The organism is Kitasatospora sp. NBC_00070, assembly GCF_045041205.1.
Lineage (GTDB): Bacteria > Actinomycetota > Actinomycetes > Streptomycetales > Streptomycetaceae > Kitasatospora.
The window spans coordinates 5224174-5244633 of the sequence record NZ_CP108247.1 but is presented as its reverse complement, the minus strand read 5'-3'; the positions used below and the strand labels follow the sequence as shown (position 1 = coordinate 5244633).

The 20460-nt window shown below is 72.5% G+C and carries 16 protein-coding genes; 3 read left to right on the top strand and 13 right to left on the bottom strand.

Features of this window, described 5'->3' with window-relative positions; translation table 11 throughout:
- Positions 1-27 precede the first annotated feature (27 nt).
- The 3 genes from OHV05_RS23955 (at position 28) to OHV05_RS23945 (ending at position 4354) form a co-directional block, all read left to right on the top strand.
- Positions 28-609 (top strand): hypothetical protein, encoded by a 582-nt coding sequence (locus OHV05_RS23955; RefSeq protein WP_405021530.1) that lies wholly within the window; start codon positions 28-30, stop codon positions 607-609.
- Positions 610-902: 293 nt separating this feature from the next.
- The gene (locus OHV05_RS23950) at positions 903-1919 is read left to right on the top strand and encodes a chitinase (RefSeq protein WP_405019468.1); all 1017 of its coding nucleotides are present in this window, start codon (positions 903-905) and stop codon (positions 1917-1919) included.
- An 11-nt stretch (positions 1920-1930) separates the two neighbouring features.
- Positions 1931-4354 carry a PQQ-dependent sugar dehydrogenase gene (locus tag OHV05_RS23945; protein WP_405019467.1) on the top strand — a complete coding sequence of 808 codons (2424 nt, stop codon included), beginning with the start codon at positions 1931-1933 and terminating at the stop codon, positions 4352-4354.
- Positions 4355-4468: 114 nt separating this feature from the next.
- Here the strand turns inward: OHV05_RS23945 and OHV05_RS23940 are convergent, their stop codons facing one another.
- From OHV05_RS23940 to OHV05_RS23880, 13 genes are all read right to left on the bottom strand, one after another.
- Entirely contained in the window at positions 4469-4855 is a 387-nt protein-coding gene (locus tag OHV05_RS23940; protein WP_405019466.1) for a hypothetical protein, read from the bottom strand.
- Positions 4856-5203: 348 nt separating this feature from the next.
- Entirely contained in the window at positions 5204-5887 is a 684-nt protein-coding gene (locus OHV05_RS23935; RefSeq protein ID WP_403041581.1) for a ribonuclease HII, read from the bottom strand.
- Between the two features lie 126 nt (positions 5888-6013).
- Entirely contained in the window at positions 6014-7618 is a 1605-nt protein-coding gene (locus OHV05_RS23930) for a DUF4153 domain-containing protein (protein WP_405019465.1), read from the bottom strand.
- 147 nt (positions 7619-7765) lie between these two features.
- Positions 7766-10846, bottom strand: coding sequence for an Ig-like domain-containing protein (locus OHV05_RS23925; protein WP_405019464.1), 3081 nt, complete (start codon positions 10844-10846; stop codon positions 7766-7768).
- A gap of 152 nt (positions 10847-10998) precedes the next feature.
- A complete protein-coding gene (locus tag OHV05_RS23920) occupies positions 10999-11961 on the bottom strand; it encodes a carbohydrate ABC transporter permease (protein ID WP_405019463.1) in 963 nt (320 codons plus the stop codon).
- Positions 11958-12983: a carbohydrate ABC transporter permease gene (locus tag OHV05_RS23915; protein WP_403041573.1), complete on the bottom strand. Its 1026-nt coding sequence runs from the start codon at positions 12981-12983 to the stop codon at positions 11958-11960. Before OHV05_RS23915 ends, OHV05_RS23920 begins: the two co-directional genes overlap by 4 nt.
- Before the next feature lie 126 nt (positions 12984-13109).
- Positions 13110-14465, bottom strand: coding sequence for an ABC transporter substrate-binding protein (locus OHV05_RS23910; RefSeq protein ID WP_405019462.1), 1356 nt, complete (start codon positions 14463-14465; stop codon positions 13110-13112).
- A 246-nt stretch (positions 14466-14711) separates the two neighbouring features.
- Positions 14712-15914, bottom strand: coding sequence for a cytochrome P450 (locus OHV05_RS23905; RefSeq protein WP_405019461.1), 1203 nt, complete (start codon positions 15912-15914; stop codon positions 14712-14714).
- 238 nt (positions 15915-16152) lie between these two features.
- Complete coding sequence (locus tag OHV05_RS23900; protein ID WP_405019460.1) at positions 16153-17400, bottom strand: cytochrome P450; 1248 nt, start codon at positions 17398-17400, stop codon at positions 16153-16155.
- Positions 17397-18023, bottom strand: coding sequence for a GTP-binding protein (locus tag OHV05_RS23895; protein WP_405019459.1), 627 nt, complete (start codon positions 18021-18023; stop codon positions 17397-17399). The genes OHV05_RS23900 and OHV05_RS23895 overlap by 4 nt, the downstream gene beginning before the upstream one ends.
- Positions 18004-18372: a DUF742 domain-containing protein gene (locus OHV05_RS23890; protein ID WP_403041562.1), complete on the bottom strand. Its 369-nt coding sequence runs from the start codon at positions 18370-18372 to the stop codon at positions 18004-18006. The genes OHV05_RS23895 and OHV05_RS23890 overlap by 20 nt, the downstream gene beginning before the upstream one ends.
- Complete coding sequence (locus OHV05_RS23885) at positions 18369-18770, bottom strand: roadblock/LC7 domain-containing protein (protein WP_405019458.1); 402 nt, start codon at positions 18768-18770, stop codon at positions 18369-18371. Before OHV05_RS23885 ends, OHV05_RS23890 begins: the two co-directional genes overlap by 4 nt.
- The gene (locus OHV05_RS23880) at positions 18767-20362 is read right to left on the bottom strand and encodes a sensor histidine kinase (RefSeq protein WP_405019457.1); all 1596 of its coding nucleotides are present in this window, start codon (positions 20360-20362) and stop codon (positions 18767-18769) included. The genes OHV05_RS23885 and OHV05_RS23880 overlap by 4 nt, the downstream gene beginning before the upstream one ends.
- Positions 20363-20460: the final 98 nt, after the last annotated feature.

The following is a 20460-nucleotide window of genomic DNA, read 5'->3' as shown; positions in this document are numbered from 1 at the left end:
CGGTTCTCCGGAAGACGCGTTCTCGACCTGGAGAGCTGGCACAGCGCCGACGTCCCCCTGCTGCGCGACCCGCGCGAGTTCGTCGCCGAGCTGCACCAACGGCACCTCCCGCAGCCGGGCACCACGGTGGTCGCGGTGCTGGACGCGTTGCACCAGGTGACCGCCTCCGCCTCGTTCGCCACCCGCCCGCACGGCGAGGACGGCTGGCAGCACCGGCACGAGATCCTCACCCACCTGCGCCAGGTCACCCCGCACGACCTCCGGCTGGCGCAGCCGAGGCGGACGGCCGTGCTGCTGCGCTGCCGGGACGGTGCGTCGGGCTGGACGCGCCAGGACGGCGCCTGGATGTGGGCCCTGCGGGACGCGGCCGCGCTGCACGGGCTGCGCTGCGGCTCGTACATCGCGCTGACCCCCAGCGGCTGGCAGTCGCTCGGGGACGGGCGCAGCGGGCGCAACCCGCACTCCGGCTCCTGGGCCGACGGCCCGGTGCACACCGTCACCGAGCTCACCCCGCGCCCGGCGCGTCCGTCCCGCCCGCAGAGCGCGCAGGCGGGCCCGGCCGACCTGGTGGCCCCGGTCCGCCCGCTGCACCGGTTCGCCACGGGCTGACCGGGCGGCACGACACGGCCCGCAAGCCACCCCGGTCGCCGGAGCCCGGGCCCAAGCCCAAGCCCAAGCCCAAGCCCAAGCCCAAGCCCGGGCCCAAGGTCAGAGGCCCAGGGCCGGCGGCCGGAGACCTACGAGCCCGACTCCCACGCCGAGTTACCCCGAATGACTGATCGGAAACTTTCCTAACCAAACCCTTGACCCCTCGCCCCGGCGGCTCGATTCTGAACGGTGCCCATCAAGTCCGGCTTCCCGCCCGGCACTTCCCCCGCACCAGACCCAAGAAGCGAGCAGACATGCCCAGTTACGCTCCCCGTCGCACCGCCAGCGTGCTGCTGGCCGCCGCCCTAGGCGGCACCGCCCTGCTACTGGCCCCGACCGCCACCGCCAACACCACCGCAACCGCGACCGCGACCGCCGCCGACCCCGGCACGATGGCCGCCGCCCCGTACGAGTACCTGGGCTGGGGCAGCCCGCAGAAGCCCACGGACGTGATGGCCGCGACCGGGGTGAAGTGGTTCACGCTGGCGTTCATCCTGTCCGACGGCTCGTGCAACCCGAAGTGGGACGGCAGCCGGGCGCTGACCGGCGGCTCGGACGAGGCGGCGATCAAGTCGATCCGGGCGGCCGGCGGCGACATCGTCGTCTCGGTCGGCGGCTGGAGCGGCAACAAACTCGGCGAGAAGTGTTCCAGCGCCACCGCGCTGGCGGGTGCGTACCAGAAGGTGATCAACGCCTACGGCCTGAAGGCGCTGGACATCGACATCGAGGACACCGAGTTCTCCAACGCGACGGTCCGTCAGCGGGTGGTCGACGCGCTGAAGATCGTCAAGACCAAGAACCCCGGCATCGTCACCTACGTGACCATGGGCACCACCCCGAGCGGTCCGGACTCCACCGGCAAGGACCTGATCAAGCGGGGCGCGGCGGCCGGCCTGGCCAACGACGGCTGGATCATCATGCCGTTCGACTTCGGCGGCCACAGCGGCACCATGGGCCAGGCCACGGTCAGCGCCCTGCAGGGGCTGAAGGCCGCGGTGAAGAGCGCCTACGGCTACAGCGACGACGCCGCCTACCGGCACATCGGGGTCTCCTCGATGAACGGCATCACCGACGAGCCCGGCGAGACCGTCACGACCGGCGACTTCAAGACCATCCTGGCGTACGCCAACCAGCACCACATCGCGCGGTTCTCGTTCTGGTCCGTCAACCGGGACCGCCCCTGCGGCAGCGGCACCGATGCCGACGCGTGCAGCGGCATCTCCCAGAAGGCGTACGACTTCACCAAGATCGTCGTCCAGTACCAGGGCTGAGGAGACCAACCATGCGCCCACTCAAGGCAGTCGGCGGCCTGGCCGTCGCGGCCCTGCTCGTCGGGGTGGTCACCGTACCGGCCGCCTCGGCCGCCCCGACCCGGTACGAGGCCGAGAGCGCGGCCCGCTCGCTCGGTGTGGTGGAGGCCAACCACACCGGCTACTCGGGCACCGGCTTCGTCAACGGCGACAACGTGGCGGGCAGTTGGATCGAGTTCACGGTGAACGCCGCCACGGCGGGCACCGCGACCATCGCGATCCGGTACGCCAACGGCACCACCGTCGACCGGCCCGGCGATCTGGCCGTGAACGGCACGGTGGTCTCCGCCGCCCGCTCCTTCCCCTCCACCGGGACCTGGGACGACTGGGCCACCTCCACCGTCACCGCCCAGGTCAACGCCGGGTCCAACCGGATCCGGCTCACCTCGACCAGTGCCACCGGCCTGCCCAACCTCGACGCGCTCGACCTCGACGTCACCGCGCCGACCGCCGACTACCAGGCCGAGGACGCGGCGACCGGCCAGGCCGCGGTGGCCACCAACCACACCGGCTACACCGGCACCGGCTTCGTCGACTACACCAACGTCGCCGGCAGCTACGTCGAGTTCACGGTCAGCGCCGCCACGGCCGGCAGCGCCGCGCTGGCCTTCCGGTACGCCAACGCCGGGACGGCCGACCGGCCGATGGACATCACGGTGAACGGCACCGTGATCGCCGCCGGGGTGAGTTTCCCGCCCACCGCGAACTGGGACACCTGGTCCACCAGGACGGTCAACGCCGCCCTGAACGTCGGGACCAACACGGTGCGGGCCACCGCCACCACCGCCAACGGCGGCCCCAACCTGGACCGGCTCCAGGTCGGCGTCGGCGCCGACACCAGCGCGCCCAGCAGGCCCGGCACGCCCAGCTGTTCGGCCGTCACGGCGAACGGCCTCACGCTGTCCTGGGGCGCCTCCACCGACAACGTCGGGGTCAGCGCCTACGACATCTACGAGCACGGCAACAAGCTCGCCGAGGCGGCCGGCGACGCCACCGCCAAGCAGCTGACCGGTCTCACCCCGAGCACCACCTACAACCTCACCGTGATCGCCCGGGACGCCTCCGGCAACGCCTCGCCGGCCAGCGTCGCGATCGACTGCACCACGCCGGCCGGCAGCGACCCGCTGCCCAGCACCCCCGGCACGCCCACCGTCTCGGGCGTCGGCTCCACCGGCGCGACGCTGACCTGGGCCGCCTCGACCGACGACAAGGGCGTGGTGGCGTACGAGATCCGCAGCGGCAGCGCCGTGGTCAAGACCGTGACCGGTACGCCGCCGGCCACCTCGACCGCCGTGACCGGCCTGGCCTGTGACGCACCGTTCACCCTGACCGTGGTGGCGCAGGACACCGCGGGCGGCTACTCGGTACCGTCCGGGGCGGTCTCCTTCACCACCGGTGCCTGCTCCGCCGACGGCGGCGTGCCCGGCTCCCCCGCCACCCTCTCCAGCGGCTGGACCATCCCCTGGGGCGTCTACTGGCTGCCCGACGGCAAGACCGCGCTGGTGACCGAGCGGGACAGCTTCAAGGTGTTCAGGACCACCACCGCCGGGGCCCGCACCCAGGTCGGCACCGTCCCCAACGCCGTCACCACCGACGGCGAGGGCGGGCTGCTCGGGGTCGCCGTCGACCCCAACTGGTCGACCAACCACCGGGTCTACTTCATGCACACCGCCGCCGAGGGCAACCGGATCGTCCGGATGACCTACGACGGCAGCACCCTCAGCGGGTACACCGTGCTGCTCCAGGGCATCCAGAAGAACCGCTACCACAACGGCGGTCGGCTGGCGTTCGGCCCGGACGGGTTCCTGTACGCCACCACCGGGGACGCCCAGACCTCGTCCAACGCGCAGAACAAGAACTCGCTGAACGGCAAGGTCCTGCGGCTCACCACCGACGGCAAGCCGGCCCCCGGCAACCCGTTCAACAACTACGTCTACAGCTACGGCCACCGCAACCCGCAGGGCCTGGCCTTCGACCGGAACGGGCGGCTCTGGGAGGCGGAGTTCGGCGACTCCAAGTTCGATGAGCTCAACCTGATCAAGCCCGGCGCCAACTACGGCTGGCCGACCTGCGAGGGCACCTGCAGCACGGCCGGGATGACCAACCCGAAGGCCGGCTGGGCGGTCAACGTCGCCTCCCCCAGCGGGATCGCGATCGTCCGCAACGTGGTCTACATGGCGGCGCTGCGCGGCGAGCGGATGTGGCGGATCCCGATCAACGGTGACACCGAGACGGTCGGTACGCCGACCTCCTACTACGTCGGCAGCTACGGCCGGCTGCGCACGGTCAGCAAGGTGCCCGGCGCCGACCAGCTCTGGCTGACCACCACCAACGCCGACAACAACGGCGGGGCGGCCGACGGCGCGGACAAGCTGTTCCGGATCAGCATCGGCTGACGCGAAGGGAGTTGGGCCCTCGGGCCCGAGCCTGTGGCGACCCCGACCGGGGTCGCCACAGCGCGTCGGCTCGGGACGGCCACCGCGCCTCGGCGCGGGACCGCCACCGTCCGGTCAGGCCGGGACCGGTGCCCCGGCTGCCGGGAACAGCGGCGCCACCGTGTCGACGTCGCCGCAGACCAGCAGCAGCTCCCCGGCCAGCGCGTGCGCGGCCCGGGCGGCCTTGGTCAACCCCTGCGTGGACACCGGGGAGTTGACCACCAGCACGACCACCTCGCGGCCGACCGTCCGGGTCGCGGCGGCGTCCGCGTAGAAGACGTCGCCGCCCTCGGTGAGCTGCGCCCAGTAGCGCTCCTCGCCGAAGCCGATCTCGTGCTGCTGCCAGGGGTGCGGCTCACCGACCGTCAGGACCAGGACGGTGTCCGGACGGCGGCCGGACTCCAGCAGCCGGTCGACGGTGTCGTCGGCCCGGTCCACCGCGCCACGGGTGGTCGAGGGCACCAACTGCACCGGGGTGACGGGTCGTCGGGCGGGCGGCGGACCGGGACGGGGCCCGGGCCTGGGTGCGGCCGGGCGCGGGCCCGGCACCGGGCGGGCGGCTCCGGCGGGGACAGGTGTACGGGGGGCTCGTGCGTCCGACTCTCGCGGAAAGGGAACGCCGGGGCCCGGGTTGCTCTCGTGAATCTCCGGCTCCTCGGGGAAGACAGGCATGCCCGATGTCTATCAAATGCCGGTCGAATGCGCACGGGCGCCCCACCAGTTGGAACCGACCGGCAATCATTGGAACCCGAACGGTCGCCGCGCGTCCCAACAGCGGGCCAACCCCCGGCCAACGGCAGGCCGACGGGGTCAGAAACCCAACGAGAGCTGCTCGTCGGCGGATTCGTCGAACCGGCTGCGCTTGAGGTGGCTCCACTTCGGCAGCGCGTCCAGGTAGGACCAGGAGAGCCGGTGCTGCCCGGTCGGGCCGTACTCCTCCAGCGCCGCGCGGTGCACCGGCGAGGGATAGCCCGCGTTGTCACCGAAGCCGAACTCCGGGTGCTCCAGGCCGATCTCGGCCATCATCGCGTCCCGCTTCACCTTGGCGAGCACCGAGGCGGCCGAGACGCAGACGCAGGACTGGTCGCCCTTGATCACCGTCCGGACCCGCCAGGGGCCACCGAGGTAGTCGTGTTTGCCGTCCAGGATCACCGCGTCCGGGCGGACCGGCAGCGCCTCCAGGGCCCGGGTCGCGGCCAGCCGCAGCGCGGCGGTCATGCCCAGCTCGTCGCACTCCTCCGGCGAGGCGTGGCCGAGCGCGTACGCGGTGACCCAGTCGGCCAGTACCGGAGCCAGCTCGGTCCGGCGCTTCTCGGTCAGCAGCTTGGAGTCGGTCAGCCCCTCCGGCGGCCTGCGCAACCCGGTCACCGCCGCGCCGACCGTGACCGGCCCGGCCCAGGCGCCCCGGCCGACCTCGTCCAGCCCGGCCACCAGCTGGGCTCCCGCCCGGCGCAGCGAACGCTCGACCGAGTGGGTGGGTGGCTCGTACGGCATCGGGGGTCCATTCCGGCAACGAAGGTCTGACGCCTTCAGCCTACGACAACCCCCGTGGCTGTCCCGACGGTCGTGGACGTGCCCCCCGGCACGCCCACGACCGCCAAGTCCCCGGCCCGGAGGCCGCTATCGGGCGGCGGACGCACCCGGGTCGGTGAACCGGGCACAGGCGTCCCGGTCCGCCGGCACCGGCCGGGCCCGCAGGAGCTCGGCCGCCCGTGCCTCGGCCAGGCTGGTCGCGTACCAGGACCGGTCCCGGTCCGACGTCAGCGCGGCGGCGATCTCCTGCAGCGCGCAGGTGCGCCGGTCGCCCGGCAGCCGGTCCAGGGCGGGCACCGCGTCGGCGGAGAGGCCGCGCAGGTAGTCCAGGTCGATGCTGCCGCCGGCCTCGAAACGGGTCACGTTCTGCTCGGCGATCAGCGCGTCCGGGCGGATCAGCCCGAAGACCGAGACCCCGACCACCGCGCTCAGCACGACCGCGCGGGGCAGCCAGCGCCGGGCCCCGAGCAGCACGCCGACCAGCACCAGCAGCAGGACGACGCCGAGCCAGAGTTCGACGGCGGTGACCGATATCCGCAGCCGGGTCAGCCCGAAGGCGTCCACGTAGCGCTGCATCCGGTAGTACGCGGTGGCGACCACCACCAGGGTCAGCGCGCAGAGCAGGCCGATCAGGCTCTTGGCCAGCAGCCGGTCGGCGGCGGTCCGCCGGGGCGCCCAGCGCTGAGCCAGGGCGACCACGGCCAGGGTGAGCACGGTGACCCAGAGCAGCTGCCAGAAGCCCTGCCGGGCGTACTCGGCGGGGACCAGCCCGGGCTTGCTCATCACCGCCTCGTAGCCGCCGAACAGCACCACGGCCTGGATCGCCACGAAGCCGCCGAACAGGAGGTTGAGCGCGACCATCGGGATGGCCCACTCCGTCCGGCCGCGCTCCCGGGCGGGCTTGACGGGCAGTCGGTCCCAGCGGCGCGGGGCGGCGGCGGTGTGCGCGGCACCCAGCGCGACCAGCAGGCCGCCCCAGAAGAAGATCAACCGGGCCGGCAGGTCGGACAGGTCCGCACCCGGGGTCAGTCCGTCGAGCAGGTCGGCGACCGCCGCGTCGGCGCTGGCGAACAGGGCGCCGAAGACCACCAGCAGCACCAAGGCGACCAGGACCGCCTTGAGCACCGGGAGCACCTTCGCCTTGGCGGGGTACGACCTGCCCCGGGCCGATCCGGCCGCCCAGAACAGCGAGGGCAGGACGTGCGCCCAGACGCCCAGCGGGCCGAGCAGCACCCCGGCCCACCTGGTCCCGCCGTGCAGGGCCAGCGAGGCGACACCGAGCGCGGCCGCGACCGCCAGGAAGACCGGCCAGCCCGCGTCGGTGAAGGCGGGGACGGCGGCCAGCACCAGCGCGGACACGATCCACAGCACGGTCCACGGCCGGGCCCGGCGGCCGCCCGCCCGGGCGGCGAGCGCCGCGGCGGCACCGGCGGCCAGGGCGAACAGCAGCAGGTTGAGGCCGAGGCCGTGGCTCATCAGCACCGCCGAGAACAGTCCGGCCCCGATCGCCGCACCCAGCACCCGCAGCGGGGGCGTGACCGGCACCCGGGGTTCGGTCGCGGTCACCCAGACGGGCTTGGGCGGCGCCGGCGGCGGCCGCCAGGGGCCGCCGGCCGGGCCGGTCGGGGCACCGGCGCGGGCAGCGGCGGCAGCCCCGGGTATCGGCGGACCGGGCACGGTAGGACTGGACATGACGCTCCCTCAGAGATCGACGAGCAGCGCGGTTCCGGACGGGGAAGCCGCGCCGCTCGTGACCCTAGGGCTCGGACGGTACTTCTGAACAGGTTCAAAACACTCCCGCGACCCCCTTGTCGCAGAGCTGTGACAGAACCTGACCGATCAGTAGGACCCGAACAGCGAGTACGACAGCACCGTCTTGGTCGCCGTGCCGAAGCTGCTCGGCCAGGTCCCGAACGGCACCGCCGCCCCCTGGTACGCGCCGTCCCCGTACACGCCGGTGCTGAAGTGCATGTTGTTCACCGTCGCGCTTGCCCCGTTGCTGTTGTAGACCAGCCAGTAGCTGGTCCCCGCGTTCAGGGTCAGGTTGATCGGCAGGGCGTTCCAGGCGTTGGCGGTCAGCGTGCCCGGCGCCGTGGTGGCCACCAGGGTGCCCGGGGCGCCGCCGAGGTCGCTGTAGACCGCCAGCTGGTACTGGTTGTTCGGCGCCGGGCTGACCGCGCCGACGTGCACGCTCAGCTGGTTCAGCGTCACCGGGGCGGCGCCGGTGACGATCCGGCTGCCGTTCAGGTGATTGGCGTCGTTGTCGTCGATCTGGGTGCCGATCTCGTTGTTGCCGATGGTCAGCGGCGGCGGACCGGCCGTGCTGAAGGTCAGGACGTACGGCGCCGCCAACTGGTTGCCCGCCACGTCCCGAACGCCCTGCACGGTCGCGGTGTACCCGGTGGTCAGCGCCAGCGGCGCGGTCGGGGTGAACACCACCCCACTGGTGGTGGAGTCGTACGAGACCGTGCCCGCCACCGCGGCACCGCCGGCGGTGGGCCGGAGGGTGAGGGCCGCGCCGTTCACGGTGGCCCCGTCCAGCGGCTCGCTGAACGAGAACCGGACCGGGTTCCCGGCCGGGGCGGCCGGGGCGCCCGCCACCGGCGAAGTGCCGGTCACCGTGGGCGCGGTGGTGTCCTGGCCGTAGGTCGCGGTGTAGCTGCCGACCGCGCCGTCGAAGAAGGCGTAGGCGACGCCCTTGACCGTCTCCACCCGGTACGGCAGCGACTGGCCGCCCCGGCTGACGCCGGTCAGCGTCCCGGTGGCGGACTGCACCGGCAGCATCGCGCGCAGCCCGTTCGTCCCGCCGGTGATCCCGAAGCTGAGCGAACTCCCGTTCCAGGACAGCCCGGTGAAGGCCGAGCCGTTCCGCCCGTCCAGCCAGGTCAGCAGCTGGCGGCCGGAGACCACCGGCACCCCCTTCGCCTTGGCCGCCGCGATCACCTGGTCGGAGGTCTGGGAGGCGGCGAAGTCGGTGTGGATGTTGGCGGTCAGCGCGGCGTAGTAACCCTGCGGGCCGTAGGCCGCGTTCAGCAGGGTGTTGACCGTGCCCGGGTAGGACTGGCCGGACTCGTCGGTCAGCTGGGTGGTCGCCTGGTAGACGTCGATCAGGCTGCCGTCGGTGTCGGCGAACTTCATCGGCATCCCGGTGCCGTTGAAGTAGCCGGGCCGGTTCTGCACGAAGGAGGACGGGTAGAAGTAGTAGTCGTGGTCCAGCCGGATGCCGTTGGCCAGCTTGGTCTTGGCCTGGGTGGCCCAGTCGTCCCACTCCACGCAGTGCGTGCGGCTGCCCGAAGGCGTGGGCAGCGCCGGGTACTTGGCCTTCCAGGCGCTCAACTGGCTCGCGTACACGGCCTGCAGGTCGGCCGGGGTGCCCCAGGGGCGGCAGTCGGTGGTGATGTGCACGCCCACCTCGAAGCCCTCGTCCGAGTAGGCCTGCGCCTGCGAGGCGGTCATCGGACCACCGGTGTACAGGTACGAGGAGCCGCGCACGCACTCCCAGTCGGCCACCACGCAGCCGGGCGGGCTCTGCGTGATGTAGTAGTCCCAGCGGCCCGAGGTGCCGCCCACGCCGTGGTCGTCACCGGTCATCACCACCACCGCCTTGACGTCCCGGGGGAAGTACCAGAACCGGGGCAGCGGGGTCTTCGCCAGGTCCATCCGGGTGACCAGGTTGGCCAGCAGCCGCTGCTGCTCGTCGGCGATCGGGATCAGCGCCTTGTCCAGGTCGTTCCAGTTCGACTGCCCGCTCAGGCCGAAGAACATCTCGCTGGCCTCGTAGCCGTCGGTGCCGTCGCGCTGCTGCCCGGCCCAGGCCGCGTTGCCCTGCCGGGTCTGCACCACCGACCTGGCCAGGTCGAAGGTGAAGGCGGCGGCCTGGCCCGAGCCGGCCGCGCGGACCGAGACCGCCGGGTTGACGGTCGCGGTGGAGGCGTCGCTGTACAGGGTGGCGACCGCGGTCGCGCCGTTCAGCGTGTAGCGGTCGGCGGTGCCGTGGTAGCCCATGGTGTCCCCGGTCAGGCCCGCGCCGGGCGCCGCCGAGGTGTCGATCCGCAGGTAGGCGTCGGCCTGGGTGCCCGCCGTGGCGGTCAGGCCGAGCAGCGGGGCGAGCTTCTTGTCCGGCCGCATCGCGACCAGCCGCCCGCCGCCGTTGGTCCAGTTGGTCAGCACGGTGACCTGGCTGTCCGTCAGCGCCGTCTCACCGAGCAGCACCAGGTCGTGCTGCGCCAGCAGCGCCGGGGTGACCTGCGCGAGGTCGACCACCTGGTAGTGGTTCAGCCCCTCGGCCTTCAGGATCTCGGTGTAGTACCTGCTGTACGGGTTGCCCGCGGTGGTGACCAGCAGCACCGGCCCCGAACCGCCGGGCCCGGCCCCCGGGGTGGCGGCCCCGCCACCGGTCGGGGTGTAGGTCGCGTAGATCGAGAACTCCAGCGAGGTGTTCGTCGACGCACCGAAGCTCGCGGGCCAGCTGCCGTACGGCGTACCGGCGTTGCTGTAGATCCCCTTCCCTCCGGTGTTGTACTTCAGGTTGTTGACCGCCCCGGTCGCGCCGTTGCTGTTGTACGCCAGCCAGTACGGCGTGTTGGGCGCCAGGGTGGCCGCCACCGGCAGGGTGTTCCAGCTGTTCGCGGTCAGCGTGCCGGCCGTGCTGTTGGCCAGCAGGGCGCCGGGCTTGCCGCTGGCGTCCTGGTAGACCGCCAGCTGGTACTGGTTGTTCGGCGCCGTCCCGACCGGGCCGACGTACGCACTGATGCTGCTGACCTGGCCCCCCTTGGCTCCGGTGACGAACCGGGAGGCGTTGAGGTGGTTGGAGTCGCCGGAGTCGGTGGCGGTGCCGATCGTGCTGTTGCCCAGCTTGGCCGTTTCGGCCGCGCTCGCGGGCCCGGCGGACAGCGCCGTTGCCGCGAGCAGGGCCACCATCAGCCCCGAGAGTCGTTCTCTGTACCCCACACCCATCCCCAAGTGTCTGATAACAACATCTTTGGCGAAATGCCGTTACCGGTGTACCGGTTGGGGAGAGCCCACGTACGCAGAATCCACACATTCCCGGGGCATGACACCCCGTCGGACATCTAGCCCTTGACGGAACCGGCGAGCAGTCCTCTCACGAAGTACCGCTGGAGCGCGAAGAAGACGATCAGCGGGATGATCAGCGAGAGGAAGGCACCGGCCGTCAGCAGCTCCCAGCGGCCGCCGAACGAGCCGGAGAGCTGGGCCAGCCGGACGGTCATCGGGGCCACCTCGGGGGTGCCGCCCGCGAAGGTCAGGGCGACCAGCAGGTCGTTCCAGACCCAGAGGAACTCGAAGATCGCGAACGAGGCCAGCGCCGGGGTGCAGAGCGGCAGCACGATGGAGCGGAAGATCTTGAAGTGCGAGGCCCCGTCCATGATCGCCGCCTCCATCAGGTCGCGCGGCAGCTGCGAGATGAAGTTGTGCAGCAGGAAGGTGGCCAGCGGCAGCGCGAACATCGTGTGCGCCAGCCAGACCGGCGCGTACGTCCCGCTCAGGTTCACCGCCGGGATGATGGTCAGGCCGCCCAGGTGGGCCCCGCCGGAGAACAGCTGGAGCAGCGGGATCAGCGCCATCTGCAGCGGCACCACCTGGAGCGCGAAGATCACGAAGAAGACCGTGTCGCTGCCCCGGAACCGCACCCAGGCCAGCGCGTACGCCGCCATCGCCGCGATCACCAGCGGGAAGACGGTGGCCGGCACGCTGATCGCCAGCGAGTTGACCAGGAACGGCATCATCCCCGCGCTGACGCCGAAGCCGCCCTCGAACAGCACCGTGTGGTAGTTGGAGAGGATCAGCTCGGGGTGGGTGAACACCTCCCACCAACCGCTGGTCGCCACCTCCTGCTTGGGGCGCAGCGAGGTGGCCAGCAGGCCGAAGGTGGGGATGGTCCAGAGCACCGTCACCACGATCACGAACAGCGAGCCGAGCGGCCCGCTGAAGGACCGTCGGACCGCCCTCGCCCCGGTCGGCCCCGCGGTGTCCGCCCCGTCCGCCACGTCCGTCGCGTCCTTCGCACCGCTCATCGGGTCTCACGCTCCTTGCGCAGCTGGACGATGTTGTAGGCCACCAGCGGCAGCACCGCGAGGAAGAGGATCACCGCGAGGGTGCTCCCCCGGCCCACGTCGAACTGGGTGAAGGACTGCGCGTACATCTCGTTGGCCAGCACCTGGGTGCCGAAGTTGCCGCCGGTCATGGTGCGGACGATGTCGAAGGCCTTCAGCGTGGTGATCATGACGGTGGTGAGCACCACCACCAGGGTGGTCCTGATCATCGGCACCGTGATGAACCAGAACAGCCGCACGCCGCGCGCACCGTCCAGCCGGGCCGCCTCGGTCACCTCGTCCGGGATCGCCTTGATCGCGGCCGACAGCACCACCATGGCGAAGCCGGTCTGCACCCAGACCATCACCGCGATCAGCAGGAAGTTGTTCAGCGGCTGGGTGAGGATCCAGTTCGGCGGGTCGTCCCAGCCGAGGCTGACGGCCAGTTGGCTGAGCAGGCCGATCTGCGGCTGACCCGCGCCGCGGGACTCGTAGACGAACTTCCAGATGATCCCGGCGCCGACCAGCGAGACCGCCATCGGCAGGAAGATCAGCGACTTGTACAGCCCCTGCCAGCGCATCCGCTCCACCAGCAGCGCCAGCGCCAGGCCGAGGCCGGTCGCCGTGAGCGGTGCCACCACCAGCCAGAGCGCGGTGTTCAGCAGCACGGTGTGGATCGAGTCGGTGGTGAAGGCCCAGCCGTAGTTGCGCAGGCCCACCGAGCGGTCGCTGTCGGCGTTGTAGAAGCTCAGGAAGACCGTCCGGACCAGCGGTGCGACCAGGCCGACCAGCAGCAGCAGGACGGCCGGGCCGAGCATCACCAGGACCGCGAGCGGCTTGGCGAACCGGCCGGTGGCCCGGCCGGCCGCGAAGAAGATCAGCAGCAGGATGCCCAGGAACCCGGCGATCGCACCGAGGCTGTTGCCGAACTTCACCCCGGCGTCGGTCCACGCCGAGGCGGCCAGCGGCCCGGCGGAGGCGGCCACATGGAGGGTGGCGGGCATTCAGGTGTCCTTCCCGGCAAGACGGTTCGGGCCCGGAGGTCCGGGCCCGAGGGCCGGTCCGACGTTGCGTGGCGGACCGGCCGGAGGGGGCGGCGCGGGCGGGTGGACCCGCGCCGCCCGTGGCGGCTACTGCGGCCAGGCCGCGTCGATGTCAGCCGCCACCTTCGGGATGGCCTGTCCCTCGGCGAACCAGGCGGTCAGCGCCTTCCACTCGGCACCCGCGCCGACGGCGGCGGGCATCAGGTCGGAGGCGTCGAACCGGAAGGTCGCGGCCGGGTCGGTCAGCGCGGCGGCGGAGAGCTGGTCGATCGGGTCGGTGTAGAGGCTCTTGTCCACGCCCTGGTTGGCGGAGACCCAGCCACTGGTGACCTTGACCCGGCTGCTCGCCCACTCCGAGCTGGACAGGTAGTTCTGCACCGCCTGCACCTCGGGGCGCGCGGAGAACGCCGCCACGAACTCGCCGCCGCCCTCGACCGGGTTGGGCACCGAGGGGTTCACCGCCGGGAGCTGGAAGGCGAAGATGTCGCCGTCCGCGCCGATCTTGGTGCCCTTGGGCCACTGCGCCGCGTAGAACGACGCCTGCTGGAGCATCGCGCACTTGTCGGTCAGGATCGGCGCCCCGGCGTCCTGGAAGGTGGTGGTGGCGATCGACTTCACGTCGCCGATACCGCCGTTCACCCAGGCCGGGTTCTGCATCCAGTCCGCCACCGTCTGCATCGCGGCCGCGATCTTCGGGTCGCCGAACTTCACCTGGTGGCTCACCCACTGGTCGTACACGTCACCGCCGTGGGTGCCGAGCACGATCTCCTCCAGCCAGTCGGTGGCCGGCCAGCCGGTCGCGGTGCCGGAGCCGATACCGCCGCACCAGGGCTTGGTCGAGCCGGTGGCGGCGATCTTCCCGCTCAGCGTCATCAGCTCGGCCCAGGTCTTCGGCACCTGGTAGCCGGCCGCCTTGAAGGCCTTCGGCGAGTACCAGACCAGCGACTTCATGTTGGCGCTCATCGGCGCCGCGTAGAAGGTCCCGTTCACCGACCCGTAGGTCTTCCAGATCGGGCTCCACTTGGCCTGGTTGGCCTCGGTCTGGGCCGGCGGCTTCACCACCTTGCCGGTCTTCACCATCTGGGCCAGCACCCCGGGCTGCGGGATGATCGCCAGATCAGGGGCGTTGCCACCGGTCACCCGGACCTGGATCTGCGACTCGAAGTCCGGCGAGCCCTCGTACGAGATCTTGATCCCCGTACAAGAACTGAACTCGGCCCAGGACTTCTCCAGCGAGTCCGACTCGGGGCTGCGGATCGAGGCGAACATCGTCACCGTCTTCCCTGAGCTCCCCGCGTAGGGCTGGTACTTGACGCAGTCGCCGGTCAGCGGGGCAGCCGAGCCGCCACCACCGCCGTTGCTGTCCGAGGAGTTGGAGCAGGCCGCCGTGAGGGTCAACGCGAGCACGGCGGGTACGGCCAGCAGCCGGGGGCGAAAGGTCATCGGCGGCCTTCGATCACGAGCAGGACGGTGGTCAACGAGGTCCTCCTTGCCAGGGCATGACATGCCAGCAGTTAAGACGGAACAACAGGCGCTGAACCAGAGAAGGGGGTGTCCCAACCCGTCGGGCTGGCTCGAAGACGTTAACCCAGTCGTGATCCGGCGCCAAGGTGTGCGTTCGACCTTCATCGGCCGGTACCGTAGTCGTGACCTGGCCGTGCTGCGCGGGCGGGGCACCCGCGCGCCGGATCAGAGCCGGACCGGCAGCGCCTTCAGGCTGTTGACCACCATCGACGGGCTCGGCCGCAGCTCCGCGTCCGGCACGGCGAGCCGAAGCCCGGGGAAGCGCTCGAACAGCGCGGGCAGCGCGATCTGCCCCTCCATCCGCGCCAGCGACGCCCCCGGACAGATGTGCGGGCCGTGCCCGAAGGAGAGCAGTCTGGACGGCTCCCGGGTCACGTCGAACACCTCGGCGGTGACGCCGTGCTGGGCCGGGTCCCGGCCGATCGCGTTGTAGGAGACCAGCACCGCGTCCCCGGCCGGGATCACCGCGTCGCCGTACGGCACGTCCTCGGCGGCGAACCGGAACAGGAAGTTGCTGGTCGGCGGGGTCCAGCGGAGCGACTCCTCGACCACCGACGACCACGGCACCTCACCCTTGCGCACCAGCGCCAGCTGGTCGGGGTGGGTGAGCAGGGCCCGGACGGCGTTGGTGATCAGGTTGACCGTGGTCTCGTGCCCGGCCGCGATGATCACCCGTACGGTGGCCGCCGCCTCGGCGTCGGTCAGCGCGCCGCCCTCGACGTCGGCCGCCAGCAGCGCGCTGATCAGGTCCTCGCCCGGCGCGGCCCGACGCTGGGCCACCAGGTCCTGCACGAACGCGTTCAGCGCCGCGATGATCGCCGGGACCTCGGCCGGGTCCTTCACACTGCTGAAGAACCGCTCGTACAGGTCCCGGATCCGGGCGTGGTCCCGCTCCGGCAGGCCGAGCAGGGACCCGATCACCGACATCGGCAGCGGGAAGGCGAAGACCGTCTTGAGGTCCGGCTCGGGCCCGGCCGCCGCCACCCGGTCCAGCAGTGTGGCGGTGATCGCCTCGATGCCGGGACGCATCGCCTCCACCCGGCGCGGGGTGAACGCCTGCGCCACGATCGAGCGCAGCCTTCGGTGCTCCGAACCGTCCGTGGTGACCATGCTCGGCCCCGGCACCGCCAGACCGATCAGCGGCCAGGTCCGGGGTATCTCACCCCGCTGGTAGGCCGCCCAGTGCTCGGCGTTCTTCACCAGCCGCTCGTCGTTGAGCAGCGCCCTGGCCGCAGCGTGCCGGGTGATCGCCCACGCCCGGACGCCCCCCATCAACTCGACCTCGACCACCGGCCCGGCCCCGCGCAGCAGCGCGCCCTCGGCGGCGCTGTCGGTGGCCAGCGGGTCCATCAGGATCGGTGCGGGCATACGTACTCCTTCGGTTGAGTGGCGGCTTCAGCCTTTGGCAGGTGCTCAGCCGTCTACGGTCCAGGGGCTCGGGGAACTGCGAGGAGATCTGGCGTTCGGGTCACAGACGAAAGTGCCTGACCACCCCTGAACGGATCACCTCTCCCGAAGCCGGCGTCGCCCACGCGGCGGAGCCGCACAACAGCAGAGCCCCGAGCCCCTGACTCCGTAGACGGCTGAGCACCTGCCAGAAGCGCGGTCAGCCGGCCTGGTAGCCCGGGGTGAAGGCGACCGGCAGCGCCACCAGCGCGCGCACCCAGGCCGAGGGCCGCCAGACCAGGGCGTGCTCGGCCACCGCCAGCCGCAGGTCGGGCAGCCGGTCCAGCAGCACCTCGATCGCCGTCGCGGCGATCACCTCCGCGGTCTCCTGGGCCGGGAACGGGCAGCTGTGCGGCCCGTACGAGTACGCCAGGTGGGCCCGGTTGCCCTCGGCCGGGGTCCCGTCCGGCTGCCGGACCGAGGGGTCGGTGTTGGCCCCGGCCAGGCCCAGCAGCAGCAGGTCGCCCGCGGCGATCCGCTGCCCGCCGAGCTGGGTGTCCCTGGTCGCCCAGCGGCCCGCGAAGATCTGGGTCGGGGTGTCCTCCCAGAGCGCCTCGGCGAGCGCCTGGGCGACGCTCCGCCGGCCGCCGGAGAGCGAGGCGGCGAACCGGTCGTCGGTGAGCATCAGCCGCAGCGCGTTGGAGATCCAGTACGCGCACGGCTGGTGACCCGCGATCAGGATCACCCGCAGGTCGCGCATCACCTCCTCGTCGGTCAGCCCGGCCTCGTGCCCGAGCAGCCGGGAGGTGACGTCCGGGCCCGGCTCCGCGCGCTTGCGGTGCACCAGCCCGAGCATCACGTCCAGCAGCCGCTGCGCCCCGGCCTGGGCGTCCGCGCCGCCGTCCAGCATCGCCACCAGGCCGGCGATCAGCACCGGCGCCTCGTCCTCGTCCAGGCCGAGCAGCCGGCAGAGCACCAGCAGCGGCAGCCGGTGCGCGTAGTCGGTGACCAGCTCCGCCTCGCCCTTGCCGGCGAACCCGTCGATCAGCCCGTCGGCGACCTCCTCGCAGTGCTGCTTCAGCTCGTACTGGTCCACGCCGGCCAGTGCCTCGGTGACCGCCGCCTTCCGGCGCTGGTGCTCGGCGCCCTCGGCGTACAGGATCGACGGGACGGGGGCCATCATCGGCTTGAGCGGCCAGTCCGCCGGGATCTCCGGCCACTGGTTCCACCGGGTCGAGTCCCGGCCGAACAGCTTGGGCTGACCGGTCATCAGCTGGAGCTCGCGGTAGCCGATCACCAGCCAGGCCGGCACGCCGCCGGCCAGCTCCACCGGCGCCACCGGGCCGTGGGTGCGGCGCAGCTCCTGGTAGAGCTGGCCCGGGTCGGTCTGGAACCGGGGCCCGTACAGCGGGGTGGCACCCGGGTGCGCCGGGCAGCCCGGCGGCGGGGAGGTCGCGGGCTCGGTCACGGGGTCACCTCTGGGTCTCTCAGGGCCAACTGCTGGATGTGCCGGACCAGTCCGATCAGCACCTGCTTGCCGGACTCGCGGTCCCGGGCGTCGCAGTCGATCAGCGGCACGTGGTCGGGCAGGTCGAGGGCGGCGCGCACCTCGGCCAGGCTGTGCTCGGGGCCGCCGAAGTCGTTCCTGGCCACCACGAACGGCGTGCCGTGCTGCTCCAGCCGGTCGATCGCGTACCAGGACTCGGCCAGCCGCCGGGTGTCCACCAGCACCACCGCGCCGAGCGCCCCGGCGAACAGCCGGTCCCAGAGGAACCAGAACCGCTCCTGGCCCGGCGCGCCGAACAGGTAGAGCACGTGCCGGTCGTCCAGGGTGATCCGGCCGAAGTCGAAAGCCACCGTGGTGGAGCGCTTCCCGGCCACCCCGGTGAGGTCGTCGACGCCCTCGCCCGCCCGGGTCATGGTCTCCTCGGTGTTGAGCGGGCGGATCTCGCTCACCGAGGCGACCAGGGTGGTCTTGCCGACCCCGAAACCGCCGACCACCACGATCTTCAGGCCGTCCGAGGCGGTGCTGCGCAGCGGGGCGGCCGACCGGGCCCGGAGCACGGCGGTGTCAGAGCCGTTCGAGTCCACTCAGCACCTGCTTCAGTGTGTCGAGGTCGGGCAGCCGGGCCTTGCTGGGGGCGAACCTCGGATGCCGGGCGGTGACCCGGCCGGACTCCAGCAGATCGCCCAGCAGGATCTTCACCACGCTGACCGGCAGGGCCAGTTCGGCCGCCAGCTCGACCACGGCGGTGGGGTCGGCGCAGATCTCCAGGATCCGGGCGTGCTCGGACTGCATACCGGGCGTCGGCTCCTGCTCGGCGACGATCAGGGTCACCAGGTCGAAGGCCTGCTCCGGCGGGCGGCTGCGGCCCTGGGTGACGGTGTAGAGCCGGTCCGGCGAGTCGTCCGGCCCCGGGGTGCCCCGGCGGGTGCTCATGCCGGCTCTCGCGCCGGTGCGGTCAGGTACGCGCCGATCTGCTCGACCAGCCCGTACATGTTGTGGCCCACCACGCCCACGTCGGCGCTCTCGTCGGTGACCACCGCGAGGTGCGCGCCCTCGCCGGCCGCGACGATGCACAGGATGCCGCCGTGGAACTCGGTCATCGACTGCCGGACCCCGCCGGTACGGTCGCCGAACTCGACCGAGGCACCGTGCGCCAGGCTCTGCATCCCGGAGGCGATCGCGGCCAGCTGGTCGGCCTGATCGACGGTCAGCCCGGCGGTGTGGCAGAGCTTGAGGCCGTCGGCCGACAGCACCAGGGCGTGCCGGGCGCCCGGGGTGGCGGCCAGCAGGTTCTCCAACAGCCAGTCGAGATCGCGGTCGGTGCTGCTCATCGGGAGTCGTCCTTCCGGGAGGCGTCGTCGGGGCTCGCGCCGGGACCGGCCTGGAGGGCGCGACGGAACGCGCCGAACCGGGCGGCGGCCACCGCCGCGTCGGTCCGGGCGGGCGGCGCGGTGGGCGCGGCGGTGGCCTCCCCGGCGCTGCCGGGGGCCGTGCTCAGGGTCTGGCCGCGGCGGCGCTGCGGCAGGCCGTTCTCGGTGGTCGCGGCCCGCTCGGCGACCGGTGGGGCCGTCGGCCGCTCGTGCACGGGGGCGGGCTCCGGGGCGTCGGCCCGGACCGGGGCCGGGTGGCTGACCAGCTGCTCGGGGATCAGCACCACCACGCCGGTGCCGCCCCGGGCGGACGGCCGGAACGAGATCTGCAGCCCGTGCTTGCGGGCCAGCACCCCGACCACGGCCAGCCCGAGCCGGGTGCCGGCCGAGAGCGCCGTGAGGTCCAGCGGATCGGCCGAGACCGCGGCCTCGGCCCGCTTCAGCCAGCTCTCGCCGAGGCCGAGCCCACCGTCCTCGACCGTGATCACCAGACCGGAGTGCACCTCCTCGACGTAGACGTGCACCTCGGCCGGCGGGGCGGAGAAGTTGGCGGCGTTGTCCAGCAGTTCGGCCAGGACGTGCATCACGCCCTCGGCGGCGTACCCGGCCACCGCGGCGCTGCTGGCCGAGTGCAGCCGGACCCGCCGGTAGGCGCCGATCCGGCCGAGCGCGCCGCGCAGGACCGACTCCACCGCGATCGGCCTGGTCCACCGGCGGCCGGAGCGGGCACCGGTCAGCACCGCGATCGAGTCGGCCATCCTGCCCGCCTGGGCGGTGGCGTGATCGAGCGTCAGCAGGTCGCCGAGCACCTCCTCGCCGTGCCGGTGCTGCATCTCACGCAGCTCCGCGTGCATGCTGGTGGCGAGTGCCTGGACCCGGCCCGCGGCGGTCGCGCAGACCGCCAGCGCGGCGGCCCGCTGCCGCTCGCCCCGGCCGATCTCGGTCGCCACGGTGCGCAGCAACCCGGCGTGCGGGAGCGCCCGGTGCGGGGCCAGCGCGGTCTCCACCGAACTGCCGGAGCGCAGCCGGCCGACCACCTCGGGCAGCACCTCGGCGGTGAGCCGGTCGAGGGCGGCGCGGTCGGCGGCCGCCTGTCCGGTCCGCTCGCGCAGGTCCTCGGCCTCGGCCCGGAGGGCGGCCTGTCCGACCTCGGCGGCCCGGAGTCCGGCGTGTGCGGCGTCGGCCTCGGCCCGGGTGGTCGCCAGTGCGGCGCGCAGCTCGGCGGCCGCGTAGTGCGCGGCGCTCAGCTCGGCGTGCAGGGTGGCGGCTCGGCCGGTGCTGACGGTCAGTTCGTCCCGGACGGCGTCGAGTTCGGCGGCGCTCCGGTCGGCCCGGCCGAGCTGGCGGCAGGCCAGCGCGAGCAGTCCGCACCAGAGCAGCAGCGCCCCGCTCACGGTTCCGGCCACGGCCGGCTGCTGCGCGGTCGGGGTCAGCACCACGGCGGCCGCTCCGGCTCCGGCCCCGACCAGCAGGCCGGCCGCGGCCCACCAGGCGGCACTGCCGTTCGGACGGCGGACGGCCGCGCCCGGGTCGGGGCGCGTGCGAGCTCTCATCAGTCTGATCCTCGGGGGCGGACGGCTGCGGGAGGGCGGACGACAGCGCACCACCGCACGGGCGCGCCCTCGGACACGCTCCGTGCGGTTGATCAGTA